A 16,357-nucleotide genomic window follows, 5' to 3' on the forward strand; every position below is an offset into this window, starting at 1 on the left:
TCGCCAGTTTGCTGAGCTCGCGGGATAAATCTGTCTAGAAAAACCGCTCGCTCTGATCCATAAAAAAATTTGCGACAGAGCCTGGTTGCGCCCTCCCACGACCAACGTTACAGAACCGCCCGCAGCAACAACGCTGCGGGCGGTTCTGCTTCAAACTAAGGGCCAATATCGGGAGGCCAATCGGTACCGCCATCGGCGGTATTGTCCAAAGATTGCAACGGAACCTACTCCCCTCAGCAAGCGGCGGGGTCGGGAAACTGGTTGTGATTGCCGGCGTTTGAGTGGCTCAGGGGAAGCTAATTCGGCAAAAGCTGCATGAACATATTATGAAAATACTGGATCATGTTCAGAGTTGTGTTAGCATTTTGGGGGTATTTGGTAAGCTGCGAGGTCAGCATGTTCTGGACAAAAAAGTATTTACTATCCCTTAATCGGGTAGTCGGGCTCACGGGTCTGGTATTCTCACAATTTATAGCTGGGCTAGGCTACGCTCAAAACCTAGCTTCACAATCCGGGAAGGCTTCTTCGGTCGACCTTGTGTCGGCGGCAAATGACCTCTCAATGCAGAACGCCTACGCGCGGGCTCTGTTTCAGTTTTTACGAGCAAATCCAAGCTTGATGAACGATCAGCAGTTCTATGTAAACTTTGTATCATACTTGATTTCGACCAAGCTGGAAAACAATTGCTACGAAGCATTTAGCAACGAATTTGAGAGGCGGGATTTTTTTACGCGTTCGTTCCAAGCTTTGCCGCAACTGCAACAGGTCATTGCCGACAAGACAATCCCTGAGCGTTTCGAGATCAGTTACCAGGTCATTACGGGTGAGTATGATTTTGCCACCGGCAACCTCCCGTTTAGTAGCATACGAAGCATCGGTGAACAGTTGGGCCAGTCCATGAGCTCCAGACAGGGCCGCAGCTGCGCAACACAGATGCTGCAGGGTACGTCTGTAGAGACGAATACTTTCCCTTGGGATTTCAAGATCGTGAATGAAGCGGGAAAAACCGAAACACCTGGGTTTCCTTTTGCGAATGCACTGCAGGTGAACGCCGCAGACGCGCGTACACTGTTCGAACAGTTTGGTCGGCAGCTTTACTCGATTGTGGGTTATCAGGTGCTGGCAGCCAGCGATGGGACGTATCGGGTTCAGGTCATTCCGACCAATGCGCAGTTGTTCGGTCTGTCAGATAACTCAGTTGTGCGCGCAAGAACTTTCGCACATCCGACGCTTGGACAGCCCAACTATCTGGACGTCGCGACCAAGCTGGCTGTGAAATCCGAACCCTTGAATTTGGACGCAACCGTAACTTTGGAGCAGGAAGGTTTCAGGGCCATCGCAAAGGGCAAAGGGCAAGGTCGGGGAACCGGCGTGACCGCTGGGGGGACATATGAGGTATCGGGCTCCGCTGCCGTGGGGGCCACCAGCTTCATCATGCGTATTGCCGCCCCCCAGTTGAACCGGCAGGTGCCTGCGTTACCCAACACACCGGGCGCGAAACGCTATCTCACAATCTATGGCGAGGTTGATTTCAACAATGTCACCGCGTCATCCGCACCGGTGACGGGGCGAGCCGTGGTGTTGCAAGTGGATCCTAACGGTAAGATAAGCGAGACAAACGCCTACCCGATTTTAGGCAGGTTCATCGCAACCCAGCCTCCAAAGCAGGCACAAGCCACCGCACCGAAAGCCAGCGAGTAAACTTTCGTTAGTTGCCGACCGTGCTGGTCACGGCCAGTGTGGCCGGCGTATTGAACAGGTCTCCGCCGGTGGTGGCAGGCAAGGTTTGACCAGCAATCTGCCCGGGCGGCTGCGCTGGTTGTGGTTGGGCTGTGCCCAAGAAGATGTCCAGACTGCTTTGCGGAGCCTGTTGCTGTGGCGCAGGCGTTGCAGCGCCCCCTCCGGCGGCGAACAGAGTAGTGGTCTGCCCGCCGCTCCCTTGCGGAGCACTGGGCTGCGGGGCCTGCTGCTGCGGAGCGGCGGGAGCGAACAAATTCTGTTGCGTATTCGCGGGTGCTGTCACTTGTGGTGTGACAGTTTGTTGTTGCTGAGGCGCACCAAATATTGGGGTCGAGGTGGTCGGCTGCTGTTGCTGTGGCGCACCGAACACCGGTTGCGGGGTGGCTGGCGCGGCAACAAAGCTACCTTGGCCCGCCGCCGGTTGTTGCTGCACCGGAGCGCCAAAGGCTTGCACCGGCTGCTGCGAGGCGGGTGCCCCGAACACCGGGTTGGGCTGCGGTTGTTGGTTTTGCGGAGCAAAGCCCTGCGCAGCGGGTGCTCCGAACGGGTTGGCTTGTTGCGGCTGCGTACCAAACCCGGCCTGCAATTGGGGCTGTGCGATAGCATTCTGGCCGTTCGCCTCTTGATACAGATATGGCGGTGATTGCAGCCCGGCTGCCGTGCGTGCCATCACCAGACCTTGCACCGGTGTCGTCGTGGAGGGATTCATGCCCTGCTGGGCCAGAAACGTATTGGTCGCCCCACGTGTGCCGGGCCCGTTCGAGCCGTCGATGCCCCCGTGATAATAGCCCAGAGTCTGCAATCCCTGTTGCAGCATGCGCACTTCGTCCCGGGTCAGTTCGCGCCGGGCAAAGACGGGAGTGGAGCCTGGCACCTGACTAAGAAGCGTTACAAATTGCGAACGCGTCAGTTGGCCGGTCTGCGGCGAGCCCAGCGAAGATTGGTATTGGCTAATAACAACGCGGCTGTTCTTGCCCAGAACACCATCAACCGTACCGATGTTGTAACCCAGATCCCGGAATGCGCTTTGAATCTGAATGCGCTCTGCGCGGGTATATTGACTATTGAGGCTGGCCGGGGATTTCACGCCGGTGCCAGAGCTGGGCTTTTGAGTCACAACCGACTGCTGTTTCTTGGCTTTCTGATTATCGGTGATGCCCTTGTGAATTAGCGCACCGACAACCCCACCAATCAGCAAATCTTTGGTATCAGCCGCTGCCGTTATCGGAACAGAGGCGGCCAAGGATGCAGCAACAATAGTGGCAATGGATTGCTTTTTCATAACGAAGCCCCCCGGGCAACTTTGAAAGAAGTGAACTATTTTGAATGCGCTAGAGGTTAGCCGGGTTCACACTTAACGTCCATATGAAACTCCTGACGGCAGATCGCCCTAAAGTAGAAGAGTTAACTCTTTGGTCTCGGTGTGGGTAAGATATAGGCGTTTGCCAATGCGACCAGGCTGCCAATCAGCCCCAGTATAGTAGCCAATGCGACGGGAAATGCGTCTTCCTTCAGACGCTCGGTCGGCGATACCGGCAGGCATTTGCGCTTTTCAATAACACCTACCCGATCCAGGCACAGGGCGCTGTATTTCAGTTCTGTGGTTGCGACCAGATCGACGCCGTTGTCTTTTGGGTCAAGGTCAGCAATGAACATCTGCGCAGGAACGTCTTTCGAGGTATCTCCTGCTGTTTGCGCAAGACCAAACCAGCGCCGCCAGCCTGGTTTTGGTTGAACGGCAAAACTGACGCGGTCGCCCGGAAAGAACGTGCCTTGTTTGACCACGTTGGGATATTTCCAAAGTAGCCCCAATTCCTGACGAATCTCGTAACGCCCCTCCTGTAGCAATAAGGAATCTGTGGCGCTTGGCACTTCACCGATCGTCGCGATGCCACGGACCGGTATCACCGTCCGGCCATAGTCGTGATAAAAAGGGATGCGAAGAACAGAGCCATTGTCGATTTTCTCGTCACCAATCAGAAAGACAGGCTTTGCACCTTCCTCATGCTCGACAAGCACTTCGATCCACTGTTTGTCGAATGAGCGGAATGTGAGGTGATAACCATCCATCCAGCGGATGGCCGTTTCACCCAGTTTCCTGCCCATAAAATTCGAAGGGTCGCACCAAGCCAGTTCGCTTGCATGCTCGCCCGGCTCCTTACGCAAACAAGCTTCGACCCCTGGCAACGACCATTCGTTAGAGGTGTCGTCAACGATTTCAACGCGGACAACCTCGGTCCGTGCCGAAACCGCAAAGGACTGCTCGCGATCCGGGACGTAGTAGATGACCAGCCACCCAAGCAAAAGGATACCCACAACCCTACTTATCGTGCCCCGGCTGGTCGGGATGAAGCGGAATGATTGCAGCCAGTTCCTGACTGCGGACAGGCGTGGGAAACGGCTCTCTATTGTTTCGCTCCGATCAGTATCTCAGCGCTACGCGAGTCCGAGGTCCGGCCTCGGTACAAACGCTTGTAACTGACCTTGATCAATCCGCCATCATTGGCCGCCAATTGCCCGGGTGGCACCATAAGAATGCAACGATAATTGAAGGCCAGCGCCTCTGAGACGTTTAATTTCTGGCACGAGGTCCGGATTTCTTTACCGTCCAGTTCAGCCTCAAAGATCAGCTCATCGGCGCGCGCGATGTTCATGTTCAACAACACCTGTATGTCTCCATCACTGGTCAGTTTTGGGTTGCTGATCTCATTTAGATAATTCGCTATGAACTGGCGAGCGGGCTGCCCAGCGTTTTCGGTGTCAGCGCAAGCCCCAAGCTCCAGCGCGACACCGCTGTTGTTGGGTGTAACTGTTTCGACATACGAGCTCTTCAATTCATCAAATCTCAAATTGAACTCGACGCTGGGATCGTCTTCGACTTTCGAGGTGTTAGGATTATCATAGGTTTCAGGGGCTACGAACTGCGCGATCGCGGCATAATTGCCACTGATCGAGGTGATCCGTGCACAGAATTCCTGTGCTAGCCAGCTTCGGGGCAATATTGTTAGTATCTGTGGTGTTGCATCGCCAAGATCCTGACCCACGATGTGCAACCCTCGCAACCAGCTTGGCTTGGAGATTAACGCGCGATCCAACTCGGCTTCATCAATTACGCGTCCTACAAGGGGCTGAGGTTCGGCCATGGCCGACAAAGGCAACACACTTGCCAGGATCATTGGAATTAGCTGTCGCATAAAATCAATTTTCGTAGATACTGGTTACATTGGAAAACTATAGACGATTGCAATGAACCTGCGAAGCCTTTTCCTGTTTGCTCTATGGGCCTTGCCCGCTGCGGCCGCAGATGTCGCCATGGTAGACGATGAACTTGGGCAGGCGGTATTGTTTCAAAATCGTGGGCTTTGCTACGCGGTTTTGCCCAATCACGTCTCGGCCGGCAAATCCCGAATCGTTTTGGCGGTTGCTGAACCTGCACAAACTGGTACTGCCGAGATTTTCTGGCGCGATCAGGGCTCTGATCTGGCCTTGGCTTTTGTCGAGGGAGATCTGCAAAACAGATGCCAGCTCGATCTCGGCTTGCTCAATTCTGACTTGTCTCAAACGTTGCAAAACACTGAGATAGGCATGATCAAAAGCGTTCATTTCGGTGGGGCATTCTTTGACCGGCTCGGTGCAACGCTGGTGGATGTCGACGAACGTTTCGTGACCGTTCGGATCAATGACGCTGGCACAGACGCCGAGGTGATGCAGGGGCTTTCCGGTGCGCTTTTGTCCGTCGCTGGGCGTCCTGCCGGAATTGCGATCGACTCGACTTCGGCGGCCGAGGCGAGGTTTCTGAGGATGGACAGGATCGCCGCCCTGGTTGGGGCCAACCTGTCAACGGACCACCCGAAAGCACGCGCCATGCCTCAGGCGCAAGATGGGTTGGGTTTTCGTGTCACAGGGTTTGGTGCCGGTGACGGCGGCGGGGTTGTCGCGCTTGAACCGGATTCCCTGAATGAGCCATGGATTGCCGAATGGTCTGGGACACCGCTTGTCTTTGAGATCACCTTGTCCAACGAAGAACTGGTTCAGATCAATCGGATCACGATGAAAACACTGCCGGATCAAACGACAACGCCGCCGCGTCAGGTTGGAGTCGAAATTGATCGCGGCCTGCCGGGCACAGTCTATTGGGCGCGCCTGTTTGCACCGGACATGGCACCTAACGGTGTGTTCGAGATGACCACCGGAGGGACGATTGGCCGACGCGTCCGGATCACACTGACGGATGTTTGGAACCCTGACCTGGATGTGAGGCTGGATCAGTTGGTCATCGAGTAGAGATTATTCCTTGAGGTCAATCTGGGCCTGCAAGGTCTCACCGGTCGGATTAGAGGCGGTACCACGTAAGACACCGTCATTTCCAAGGGTCAGTACAAAGCGGGGTAGGTAGCTGAGATTAACAATGTGAGGGTTGTATTGTAGCGTCGAGCCGACTTGGCGGAATATGCAGCGATCCTTGTCGCCCCAGCAAGCATCATTCACAGCAGGCGGTACAACAACCAGAACTTCACCTCGATTTTGAACAAACGTGCCGCCTAAACCGCTCGCCCACTTGCTCACGTAGACATATTTTTCTTGTTCTCCCGCGACCTGGATCCGCAAGGTTGCACCGCTGTCCAGAATGGCTTTGATCGCGGCTTCGCGCATGACAGGGTTGGTCGAAAACAGCGCGTGTTCCTTGGCAAGCCGCTGCAACGCAGGATCCTGAAGTTTGAGCATTTCCTGAACAAGCGCATATTGCAATCTCAGGTCGGGATTCTGCAAAGCCTGCTGGTACTTTGAAATGTCGCCGACAGCGCCTTGCGCGCGACCCATGACATCTTCGAAGCTCTGAGCTTGCGCGATACCGCTCGAAAGAAAGACCGCGGTGCAAACAGTTTTAACTAGTTCAAACAAATTGATGTCCTCTTTAACGCCCTGATGATCTGTCGGTAAACCAATCTGAACTCAGGAAAATCGTAGATGGCAATTCTGTCAAGGGCGTCTTTCGCCGAACATAGGCTAGGCAGTAACATAATTGCTGATGCACCAAGAGGCCCCATGATTGAAACAACTGGATTTACCACGCAATACCGGTGCTGGTCTTCGAGTCTGCAGTTGTTTGCGAAGGTCGGTTTTTCCGCGTTAAGATGGTTCAGCCTAGGCGCGACGAATGGGCGGTTTGAAATTCGGTGGGAACGATATGGGTGAACAGCAGGCTTGGTGAAATCCGCTGCATCGCCGAAAATTCACCGCTGCGACTACGAACATTTTCTGCGCAAGCGAAAGCCGCATCGCGGCGTGGCAAGGCCCGCTGAATGTCTCCTGTGGGCCGTTACCGACTTTTTTGGATTCGTTCCTTCTAAAGCGGTATCGGCAGTCATCTTGGAGTTTCGGCAAATGATCGGGTGGTTGAACGCTAGATTTATGCGAGAATTGAGACCGGTTAGACAGCCTCTCCCGGTATAGACACTACCATTTCGTCGTTAGTTTTCCAGCGCCTGTGCTTGACCGACCCAGTTGTCCCCTTCGATGCGTCCGGGGAACCGCAACAGGTTGCTGACGATTTCGATCTCTGCATCGCCCCACACGGCAATTTGGTGGAAGTGAAAGATACCGTTGGCGTTGAGCAGTCGTTTCAGCGATGCGCCGATGCCGCGAATGCGGGTCAGGTCATCTTCGGTCCCGTCCGGGACATCCAGAGCGCCGGGGATCGCGGTCATTGGCGTACCATCGTTCAAAGGTAGATCGTCGTCGGTTTCGACAACGGCGGACCCTTGGCCTTTGCGCACGTCGGCGGCGCGGACGGCGGTGCCAAAGTTAAGTTCTGTCAGGTCTTCGATCTCTTCGATGGTGGACAGGAATTCCTGCACGCGGCTCAATTCATTGGCATCAAGAAATGCTTCGGCTTCGGTGGCGGTGTCGAGGAATTCCTGAGTGCCAAAGGACTCGGGCCAGGCGTCGAAGACTTGGGATTGGTCAACGAGCAGGGCCAGCGACCGCAATTGGCCGTTCTCGGCCCAAACCGTGATTTTGAAGAACTTTCCGGGGATGCGGATATGGCGAAAGGGGCGGTCGTCGTCGCTGAATACGGGGCCTGTAAAGGAGACGACGCGCTGGTCTTCGGCGACCGCGTTGCGCAGTACGTAGTTTTCGGCGGCGCGCCAGAGGTTGCCCTTGCCAGTGCCCGGTTGCTCCTCGTCCGCGGTGCCTTGGTTGAAGAACCCGACCTGCGGCGCGGCGTTGGTCCAGAAGAACGTATCCAGTTCTGCGGCAAGGGCCCGGTTGTCGTCCCCCCATGCCGGATCCAGGCGGCGCACGAGGTGGCCCTTTTGGAACATGCGCGCGATGCGGTCCTTGGAACGGGGGTTCGGGAAGCCCGGCACTTTTTGCTTTTTGTAGATTTCGTCGCCTGAGTAATGGGATCGGTCAATGCGGTTGTCGGTTGACCAGCTGTCGGCTTCGGCACCGTCGAGCCCAGCGACGGTTTCGGCCAGCCCGCGGTCGGTGGCTTGCAGATCGGAAATGTTGCGGCTGGAGCGCCCGATGCTTTTGGCGGTTTTGCCGTCGATCATGCAGGCGGTGAAAAACGCAAGGCGGCGGCGTTTGTTCGTCACGACGCTGAAATGGTGGTATTTGAGCTCAAACGGGTTGGCGCCGGGGACCGGGTCCAAGAGCGGGGCGGCATCGTCGCGTAGTCCCGGGCCAAGCTGAGGCAGGGGCACGTGAAAGCCGGGGATGAAGTCCGGCAAATAGCCGCGCCGATCCGAGAAGCTGTCGGATTCAGCGGTCGGTGAAGACGCTTGGGGCGTCGTCGCGGTTGGCTCGGGGGCAGGCTGTCCGGCCAGTGCGGGGATGCGCACAGAAACCTCCAGCGGTACGGTCCATGTTGCGGTGCCGTCCTCGGCCACTTCGACTCTTGAACCGGATTGGGGGGCGGGGGTGTTGCGTGCCGTGCTGCTTGGGCTTGCCCCGATGCCTTCTGCGTTCAGCGCGGATGCGAGGCGTTCCTGCTGGAAGGCGGGTAGGCTACGCATTTGCGTGCGCAGGTTGCGCACGATGGAGCTGATGCGGATGCCTTCGTTGATCTCGAAGGACGATGGATCGTCGACATCATCCCCATCAATCCAAGGTCCGCCCCAGTGATGCAACGCAATCATTTGCCATTCACTGTTGAACACGGGCGAGCCGGACGAGCCGCGCTCGGTATCCGCGAGATAGTGCAGCGCATCATCGAAGCGATTCACCAGGCGGTTTTCGCGCAGCACCACCTCTTTGAAGCGCCCACGCGGGTGCTGTATGATGTTGGCAAATTCCCCAATCATGTGTTTGTCGCCCGCATCCGAAAGCGGCGCGTTGCCATAGGCGACCAGTACTTCGGGACCGTCCCATTTCGCACCCACTGCAAAGACGGTGTAGTCCAGCCCGTTGATGGGATGTGTGATGAAAAGGGACGGGTCGATACGGAAACGTGTGGGCTCGCGTACGGCCCCAGTGAGGCCACGTTCATAGTCAAATTCGAGCAGGCATTGCTCGGCTTTTGCGGGGCTGTCGATCACATGGTTGTTGGTCAGGAACAGGTCCGAGCCAATCAGTACGCCAGTGCCGTTGGGCTGCCCGGATTTGAAGGCGACGCGACCGACGGACCGGGCCTTGCGCGCACCGATCTCCAGAAATGCGACAGAGACGAAATCCACCGTGTCGCCCCAAATGGCTTCGGCCCTGCCGCGTGCTAGTTCGGCGTCAACGCCTGCTTCGGCGGTGTAAGCTTCAGCGGCGACACCTCGTTGCGAAGACTGACGCCTAACTTGAGCACTAAGGAATTTGGCATCGCTCGGCGTCAGGTGCATCTTGCGCTGCATCCGGCGTTTGACGCGTTCATAGCTCGGTTCGCCGCCATAGGGGTTGTTGTTGCGAATTTCATGTAGCGAATAGGTGATGTCCGAATGGCACTGGCGAATTCGCTCGCGGACGATTTCGTCTAGGGTCATGCGCTCTCCAATTCTGATGCGCTCAATACGCTACGCCGGACGACAAGGGGTTTTGGTTAATATGGTGGGAGCTTAACACAGAAACGGGCGGCTCTCTAGGTGTTGGACACAGCGCCAGAAGCCGGTGATTGCGGCGATATTGATTGCAGATTCAAACAGGTCACCTGAACTTTCTTGGCGATGTTTGCCTTGAATTGAGAACGCGTCATTCGACGACCAAAGATAAATGACGTCGGCGAGGTCAAACTGAGTAAGTGCGGCGTATTTAGGGTCGAGGCTGCTGCCTTGACGTTGTGTTTTCTTGTGCGAATCTCGTTAATGGTGTATTTTTAACAGATTATTCAGCACCTCCTTCGGTCGGAGCATTTTATACTATTTCTTATTTTACCCCTAGGCTCGCGCGTGAAGTGAGGCATTCAGGAGGGAGAAAATCATGGTAGATAATGTCATTCGCAACGAATACGGCGAAGTGGTCTACATGACCAATCCAACACAACCGATGCTCGAGTCCGCCGTACCTTTGGCGACGCCTCAACAGGTTGCCGATTGGTATTTGCGCTCCACGCGTGGTGAGGCTGGCTTGGCCGGGAACATGATGGAAGGTGACCCTGCGACCCATCTTGAGAGCGCGCAATCGCATCCTATGCTGACCTTTCAGAACGAAAAGGACATCGGCGGCACCAAGGTTGTGGTTTATCAGCAAACGCTGATGGGTCTCGACGTTTTCGGTGCGCGGATCGGGATGTCCTTGGATGGTGATAGCTTGGCGATGACATCGCTGCAATCGTCCGCGCACGGCAACGTAATGATCGAAAACACGACAGCTTTTTCAGACACCACTGAGACACGGCCAGTCCGGAAGTCGGACCTCAAGAAATACTTGGGTTTTGGTCTGAAAGGGTCCGATAATATCCGGATCGAGCGGCAAGTCATCTACCGGTACGAGCCAGAGGAACGCGAAGAGCGGCATGAGCATCAAGGGTGCATTGTGGACACCACAGACATCCCCGCGCTGAAAGAACCTGATTTTGACGGTCTGGAAAAGGGAAAACACTACATCGCCGACGAGGTGCTTTTTGAGGCGCCACTGGGAAAGGGGCAGTCGCCCGTAAACTGGCGCGCGTTGGTCGAGCCCGAAACCGGCACAGTGCTCTACTTGCGGGCGCTCGTTGCATGCGCGACCGGGATGGTCTTTGATCGTGACCCGCAGACCCAAACAGGCGCGAACGTATCTGCCAACAGCACAAATGCGCAATTGAATCCGTTCCGCACCAACCAGACACTGCAAGGCCTGGTCGCCAACACGCCACAGGATCTGCGCGGTGAGTTTGTGCATGTTACCGAGACGCAAGTCCCAGCGCAGGCGCCACCTACGGTCGGGACACCTGCCGGTGCCTTTAGTTACAACGCGCAGACCGAGAACTTCAACGCGGTCAACGCTTATCACAACAACGACCGGCTGTTCCGCACGATGCAGGACTATGGTTTCAACGTTCAGAACTACTTCAACGGAACCACCTTTCCAGTACCCGTGGACGCGCGCGCGCTCGGCGACGACATCAACGCGCAGGCGCCTGGTAATACGAGCGGTAATGGATTGCGCGAATTGCGATACGGCAAGCTGGCCGCAGGTCAGACAATTGGGATTGCTACCTCGAACCGGGTCTGCTGGCACGAATTCGGTCACGCGTTGCTTTGGGATCATGTGAACAGTCCCAACTTTGGGTTCGCTCACTCTGCCGGTGACGCCCTGGCCGCGATCCTAAACGATCCCGGCACGAACGAGCACGACCGGTTCGCTACGTTCCCATGGGTGCTGGCCAGCGTGCAGGGCATTAGCCGCCGCCATGACCGCACTATCGGCTCCGGCTGGGCGTGGTTTGGACCAAACTGGAACACGCAATATGGCGGCGAGCAGGTTTTGAGCACGACACTCTTCCGGCTATATCGCGCCATCGGCGGCGATGCTTCGAGTCTGACCGGGCAGCGTCGCGCAGCAGATTGGACAGCTTTTCTGATCTTCAAAGCGATTGGTCTTCTGACCTCTACCACGCAGTTCCCGGAGGTCTATGAAGGCAATCTTGAGACTGCCGATAAGACCACTACGAGCTTTAAGGGGATTCCGGGCGGTGCCGTTCACAAGGTCGTCCGCTGGTCCTTTGAGAAACAGGGGCTGTTCCAGCCTGGCGCCGCGCCAGGACAAGGCAATAATGTCAACACCGAAGGCAACCCGCCGGCGGTCGATGTGTATATCGACGATGGGCGGGGCGGTGAGTACCAATACCAGGCAAACCATTGGTCGTGCCAAGACATGTGGGTGCGTCGTTCCGCTGATGGTGGGTCCGCCCATGAGCAACCCATCGTGGGGCAGACAAACTACATGTATGTGCGCGTCAAGAACCGTGGCACGCAAACCGCGCACGCTGTCAGGGTGGATGCCTATCACGCATTACCGGGCACTGGCCTTGCCTTCCCCGACGATTGGCAGCCTATGGCCACTGCGAGCCTGCCTGCCTCAGGTTCAATTGCCTCTGGCGGAAGCACCATCGTTGGTCCTTTCGCCTTCGTACCAACTCAGGTCGGGCATGAATGCCTGTTAGCGATCGCACAAGCCGATGGTGACGCGGGCAACGACACAACGATCAACGGGACGGTTCCGGAACACAGGCTTGTGCCTTTCGACAACAACATCGGCCAGCGCAACGTTAACCCGGTTCTGCCGAGCCTTCGTTCCCTGGTGCAGTGGTTCAGAGAGCACATCCTCTGGGTCCGGAACCCCTACAAGACGGTGGTCGTGGCCAAGATCGAAATCCAATTGCCGCGCTTCATGCGCCGACTTGGCTGGGAGATGAAGGTTGTTTCTCGGGGCGGTACCAAATTTGAGATGGGGCCGCGAGAGACCCAGAAAGTGGTCCTGCAGATTGAGCCGGGCGAGCAGTTCGAGCCAGAACTCGCGCGCAAGGCAATCTCCGCGGGCGACGACAAAATCAACGTTGTAACCCATCTTGATGGCGAGATTTCGGGCGGCATGACCTACCAATTGTCGTTCGACACCGGAAAAGAGGAAAAGCCTGATCGTGAAGACGAAAAACCGAAAGATCGGCCGGTCGTGGTCTCGCGACGTCCCACGATTGAGGAAATCCTCAAGATCCTGCGGGGACAGATCAGTCGAAGCGGAAGGAGCCCGATCCGAACGATCCGGCTAGAATTCGATTTCGAAGACGAATTTGAAATGGACGAACTCGATGAATTCGATGAGTTCGACGACGGCTTCGACACGGACGCCTGAACTTCCCAATGACAGAGCGCCTCCGACTATGGCGAGATTTGCCACGGCCCGGGGGCGCACCATCACGAACCATTCAGGGAGGCTCAGTGTCAATGCTCAGACAGCGCCCGATACTCACCCGCCGCTTTCCGGTCCACAAGATCTTGCCAACACCAGTGATGCGTAGGCGCTATGCGCTGCGCTTGTGGACGGCGACGATCATTCTTGTTCGGCACGCCGACATTGCACCCGGAGGTGCGGACCCCAGTCTTTCAGCCGCAGGTCAGGCACGCGCAGAATTGTTGCGTGATATGCTGCAGGACGAAGGTATTCGAGCAGTCTTTGTGACCAATACGAACCGCTCTCGGCAAACTGGGACGCCGACCGCGACGGCTGTAGGTGTGGTGCTTAGCAACTATCCAGCGCTTGATGCGGCATGGTTAGCTGCCCGCGTGCGTTCGCACCATGCTGGGCAAACGGTGCTGGTGGTGGCGCATTCCAACACTGTGGACGACATCGCGGCAGCGTTCGGCGCGTCGGGTGTGCTCGAGTTGGCCGAACACCAATTCGACCGCATGTTCGTGATCTCCCGCGCGTGGTGCACCTCCCGGCTCGTAAGCATGCGTTTTGGCGCACCCACGCCATAGCAAAAAGGAGAATATCATGCCCCCGATTACCCGTGCTATTGTGATGCTCGACCAGGCAAGCGGCGCGTTGCGCCTGGACCAGTCGGGTCAGGTATTGGGTCTTGATGTGGCACCTGGTCTCAGCGCCGCCCTTGAAGCCAGCCGGTCGGCCTTTGCGGGATTTGAGATTACGCTGGTTGCGTCGCAGACGGATACCTCATCCGGCTTCTCTGACAATATTTTGAAAGGTTTCGAGCAACTGGGAATGCAGATCACATCGGTTCCGCCGATCACCTATGCAAAGGACTCGGGTGATGCCTTAGCGGGCCTCGAAGTGCCCCGCACTCCAACGGCATTTGTCTCGGCTGACAGACGACTGCGCGGAGATGCTGAAAAGACCGGGTTTCTACCTGCGCCGCATCCTTTGCTGCTGCCGATGATGGCGAGGGGGCACGCGCCGATTGGGGCGCGGTTGACCGGTCCTCGTGATACGCTCCAGCGTTTCGCCTTGCAGCGCGGACTGCTCCCAATGTCCTTCCAACCTTCGCAAGTGGACGACGATTGGGCCCTGATTGCGCTCATGTCAGCCGAAGATCTCGCCGAGGCCGCGATTGCGCAGTTCGGGGTGTTACCTTTGGCTTATGACCCGCAGACAGAGGATCTTTTGTGGGCGCGTCTCGATGGCAATCTAGACGAGATGCGCGCAGCGCTTAAGGGAAGGTCTCTGGTCTATGCTGAGCAGAACCAAGTGTTGATTTCACTCAAGGCAGACGAAGATGCAAACGCATTCCACGTTCACGGTGCTCATGGTCATTCCGAGTTTCTTGCGCCTGATTCTGGGCTCCTGCAACCGCCACGCGCCGACGGCTTCGACTTTGAGACACCAGAGGTCGGTCGCCTTCCAGAGATCTTGGAGTCCGTCCGTGTAAGGCCAGACATTCGTAAGGCCATCCTTAGGCTGCGCCCGTCATGCGCTACCGTGACGGCGTCCTACAAGTCCGACCTGGACCGCTACACAGGGGTGACGGATTTGGATGCTCATGGGTCAATCGCATCCCGGCATTCGGCGCATCCTGACAACAAACGGGCTGAAGCGCAGCTTATGAACGACCTGCGTGCGATGGGGTATAGCCCGTGGTGCCACGACTTCACGCATGCCGGACAAGTGCACAGCAACATTATCGCCGATCTGCCCGGCGTCGGGCGGTTCCGTATTCGCCGCGAAATTCTTGAACGCTACCGTCGGATCCTGCGGGACCCAAGGCCGCGGCCGTGGAACCCGGTTATCCGCGAAATAGAAAGGGATTTTCCCGGGCAGGGTTTTGGAGAGCGGCTGCGCGCGCTTTCCGACGCCGAGATCCGATACGACATCGAGCGCATTCTGAAGCTTGAACCGTGGTTTCCTTGGTGGCAGCTCAAGTGCCCGATGCCTGGTCTTGGGGCACGCATTGTAATTGTTGGCGCGCATATGGACTCGACCGCGGGTTTTGAGCCTGACTATTCTGCTGGCAGTGACGCGGCTCCTGGATGCGACGACAACGGTTCAGGGGTTGCGGCTCTCTTGAGCCTTGCCCGATACTTCCGCAGTCTCGCCGGACAGCTCACCCACACTGTCAGGTTCTGCTTCTTCAACGCCGAAGAGTCGGGGCTGATCGGATCAAAGGCCTATGCCGCTGAACTTAAGAGCCATGGCGCTCCGATCAAAGGCGTAGTCTGCGCAGACATGATCGGGTTTAACTCAGATGCGAGCCGGCTCTTTGAAGTCCATGCGGGCTACACAGATCCCGCCGTACGCGACCTGAGCATACCGCTGGCGGACAAGCTGGCCGCTGCGGCCGCCGAATACGGCGTTCTCGCTCCAGCGCAGATTTATAAGGGAACAAGCTGGAACGGCGCGCCAGATCGGAGCGTCTATGACGGCGCAATCAATCGCTCTGATCATGCCGCTTTTCACCAGCATGGCTATGGCGCTGTGCTCGCCAGTGAGGACTTCTTCGCCAACTATGCAACCGAGCCGTCAGCGGATCCAAATCCAAACTACCATCGGCAAAGTGATCAAGTCATAGACCTAGCTTATGCGCGCGATATCACCTGTGCAGTAGGCCGCATGGTGACACTGATTGCATCATAAAAAGATGATCGGCATCTGTTCCGAATGTCGCTTTAGCTCGCAAAACAAGGTGACACGCCCGTATCTTGCGTTCTAGCTCTTCGGAAAACTGTCCGAGAGTATCCCAACCGAGCCTTTTTGACGGCAAACGTCTGGGCGGTTGCTGGTCGTGGTCAGTAACTTTCAATGCACCCGGCAGCACCCTGTGAAACTTAGCAGTGGAAAGTGGTAAATTTAGTGAAACGTCCTTTGGAGCACCAGAAAAGTTAAGATACAAAACTGGGTTACTTTCCGAACTCAGTTTGGTGTCTTAGCCCCCTAAAGAACTCTGCGCATGGATAGGAGGTCCGATTTATTGACGCATTGTGCTCTCGCCACCATGGTGTCGACAGAACCACCCAAGAACGGTTGACGTTGTACATGTGCGGCGCGTTTTGCACACGCAAGGTTTTGCACTTCGGGCTCCAAAGTGGACGATTGCTGCAAACGCCAACCAATGTCCGCTTTTTGGAAGCCGCATTGCAGAGATGCTTATTGAAGCGAACGACAGCTCAGGGCCGGATCTGTCGCAGATCGCGTACCCAGTCGTCTCATACAGCTGCACTTCTTGACTGACGCTCTTAAAGTGGGAGGTCGG

10 protein-coding genes are annotated in these 16,357 nt (G+C 56.5%); 5 read left to right on the plus strand and 5 right to left on the minus strand.

The features are described from left to right. Positions 1-396 precede the first annotated feature (396 nt). A complete protein-coding gene (locus HW561_RS20590) occupies positions 397-1,701 on the plus strand; it encodes a hypothetical protein (RefSeq protein WP_176867240.1) in 1,305 nt (434 codons plus the stop codon). Between the two features lie 7 nt (positions 1,702-1,708). Here HW561_RS20590 and HW561_RS20595 read toward each other — a convergent pair whose 3' ends face one another. From HW561_RS20595 to HW561_RS20605, 3 genes are all read right to left on the minus strand, one after another. Next, positions 1,709-3,022, minus strand: a complete 1,314-nt coding sequence (locus HW561_RS20595) for a peptidoglycan-binding domain-containing protein (protein WP_176867241.1) — start codon at positions 3,020-3,022, stop codon at positions 1,709-1,711. Between the two features lie 122 nt (positions 3,023-3,144). Continuing rightward, on the minus strand, positions 3,145-3,927 hold the full coding sequence (locus tag HW561_RS20600; RefSeq protein ID WP_176867242.1) for a hypothetical protein: 783 nt from the start codon (positions 3,925-3,927) through the stop codon (positions 3,145-3,147). A 218-nt stretch (positions 3,928-4,145) separates the two neighbouring features. Next, entirely contained in the window at positions 4,146-4,916 is a 771-nt protein-coding gene (locus tag HW561_RS20605; protein ID WP_176867243.1) for a hypothetical protein, read from the minus strand. 70 nt (positions 4,917-4,986) lie between these two features. On the opposite strand from HW561_RS20605, the gene HW561_RS20610 reads away from it, so the two are divergent. After that, on the plus strand, positions 4,987-6,024 hold the full coding sequence (locus tag HW561_RS20610; RefSeq protein WP_176867244.1) for a hypothetical protein: 1,038 nt from the start codon (positions 4,987-4,989) through the stop codon (positions 6,022-6,024). 3 nt (positions 6,025-6,027) lie between these two features. Here HW561_RS20610 and HW561_RS20615 read toward each other — a convergent pair whose 3' ends face one another. Both HW561_RS20615 and HW561_RS20620 read right to left on the minus strand, forming a co-directional pair. Next, positions 6,028-6,561 carry a hypothetical protein gene (locus HW561_RS20615; RefSeq protein ID WP_176867245.1) on the minus strand — a complete coding sequence of 178 codons (534 nt, stop codon included), beginning with the start codon at positions 6,559-6,561 and terminating at the stop codon, positions 6,028-6,030. 650 nt (positions 6,562-7,211) lie between these two features. Beyond that, positions 7,212-9,716, minus strand: a complete 2,505-nt coding sequence (locus HW561_RS20620; RefSeq protein ID WP_176867246.1) for a DNA/RNA non-specific endonuclease — start codon at positions 9,714-9,716, stop codon at positions 7,212-7,214. Between the two features lie 433 nt (positions 9,717-10,149). Between HW561_RS20620 and HW561_RS20625 the strand changes: the two genes are divergently transcribed. From HW561_RS20625 to HW561_RS20635, 3 genes are all read left to right on the plus strand, one after another. After that, positions 10,150-13,005 (plus strand): hypothetical protein, encoded by a 2,856-nt coding sequence (locus HW561_RS20625; protein ID WP_176867247.1) that lies wholly within the window; start codon positions 10,150-10,152, stop codon positions 13,003-13,005. Positions 13,006-13,097: 92 nt separating this feature from the next. Next, complete coding sequence (locus tag HW561_RS20630; RefSeq protein ID WP_176867248.1) at positions 13,098-13,631, plus strand: histidine phosphatase family protein; 534 nt, start codon at positions 13,098-13,100, stop codon at positions 13,629-13,631. A 16-nt stretch (positions 13,632-13,647) separates the two neighbouring features. Beyond that, on the plus strand, positions 13,648-15,741 hold the full coding sequence (locus HW561_RS20635) for a M28 family metallopeptidase (protein ID WP_176867249.1): 2,094 nt from the start codon (positions 13,648-13,650) through the stop codon (positions 15,739-15,741). Positions 15,742-16,357: the final 616 nt, after the last annotated feature.

This window comes from Ruegeria haliotis (assembly GCF_013377785.1).
Taxonomy (GTDB): domain Bacteria; phylum Pseudomonadota; class Alphaproteobacteria; order Rhodobacterales; family Rhodobacteraceae; genus Ruegeria; species Ruegeria haliotis.

Excerpts from the sequence above, each read along its gene's own strand:
- HW561_RS20615 (WP_176867245.1), bottom strand. The coding sequence starts at position 6,561 with ATGGGTCGCGCGCAAGGCGCTGTCGGCGACATTTCAAAGTACCAGCAG.
- HW561_RS20620 (WP_176867246.1), bottom strand. The coding sequence starts at position 9,716 with ATGACCCTAGACGAAATCGTCCGCGAGCGAATTCGCCAGTGCCATTCG.
- HW561_RS20610 (WP_176867244.1), top strand. The coding sequence starts at position 4,987 with ATGAACCTGCGAAGCCTTTTCCTGTTTGCTCTATGGGCCTTGCCCGCT.
- HW561_RS20625 (WP_176867247.1), top strand. The coding sequence starts at position 10,150 with ATGGTAGATAATGTCATTCGCAACGAATACGGCGAAGTGGTCTACATG.
- HW561_RS20635 (WP_176867249.1), top strand. The coding sequence starts at position 13,648 with ATGCCCCCGATTACCCGTGCTATTGTGATGCTCGACCAGGCAAGCGGC.
- HW561_RS20630 (WP_176867248.1), top strand. The coding sequence starts at position 13,098 with ATGCTCAGACAGCGCCCGATACTCACCCGCCGCTTTCCGGTCCACAAG.
- HW561_RS20590 (WP_176867240.1), top strand. The coding sequence starts at position 397 with ATGTTCTGGACAAAAAAGTATTTACTATCCCTTAATCGGGTAGTCGGG.
- HW561_RS20605 (WP_176867243.1), bottom strand. The coding sequence starts at position 4,916 with ATGATCCTGGCAAGTGTGTTGCCTTTGTCGGCCATGGCCGAACCTCAG.
- HW561_RS20595 (WP_176867241.1), bottom strand. The coding sequence starts at position 3,022 with ATGAAAAAGCAATCCATTGCCACTATTGTTGCTGCATCCTTGGCCGCC.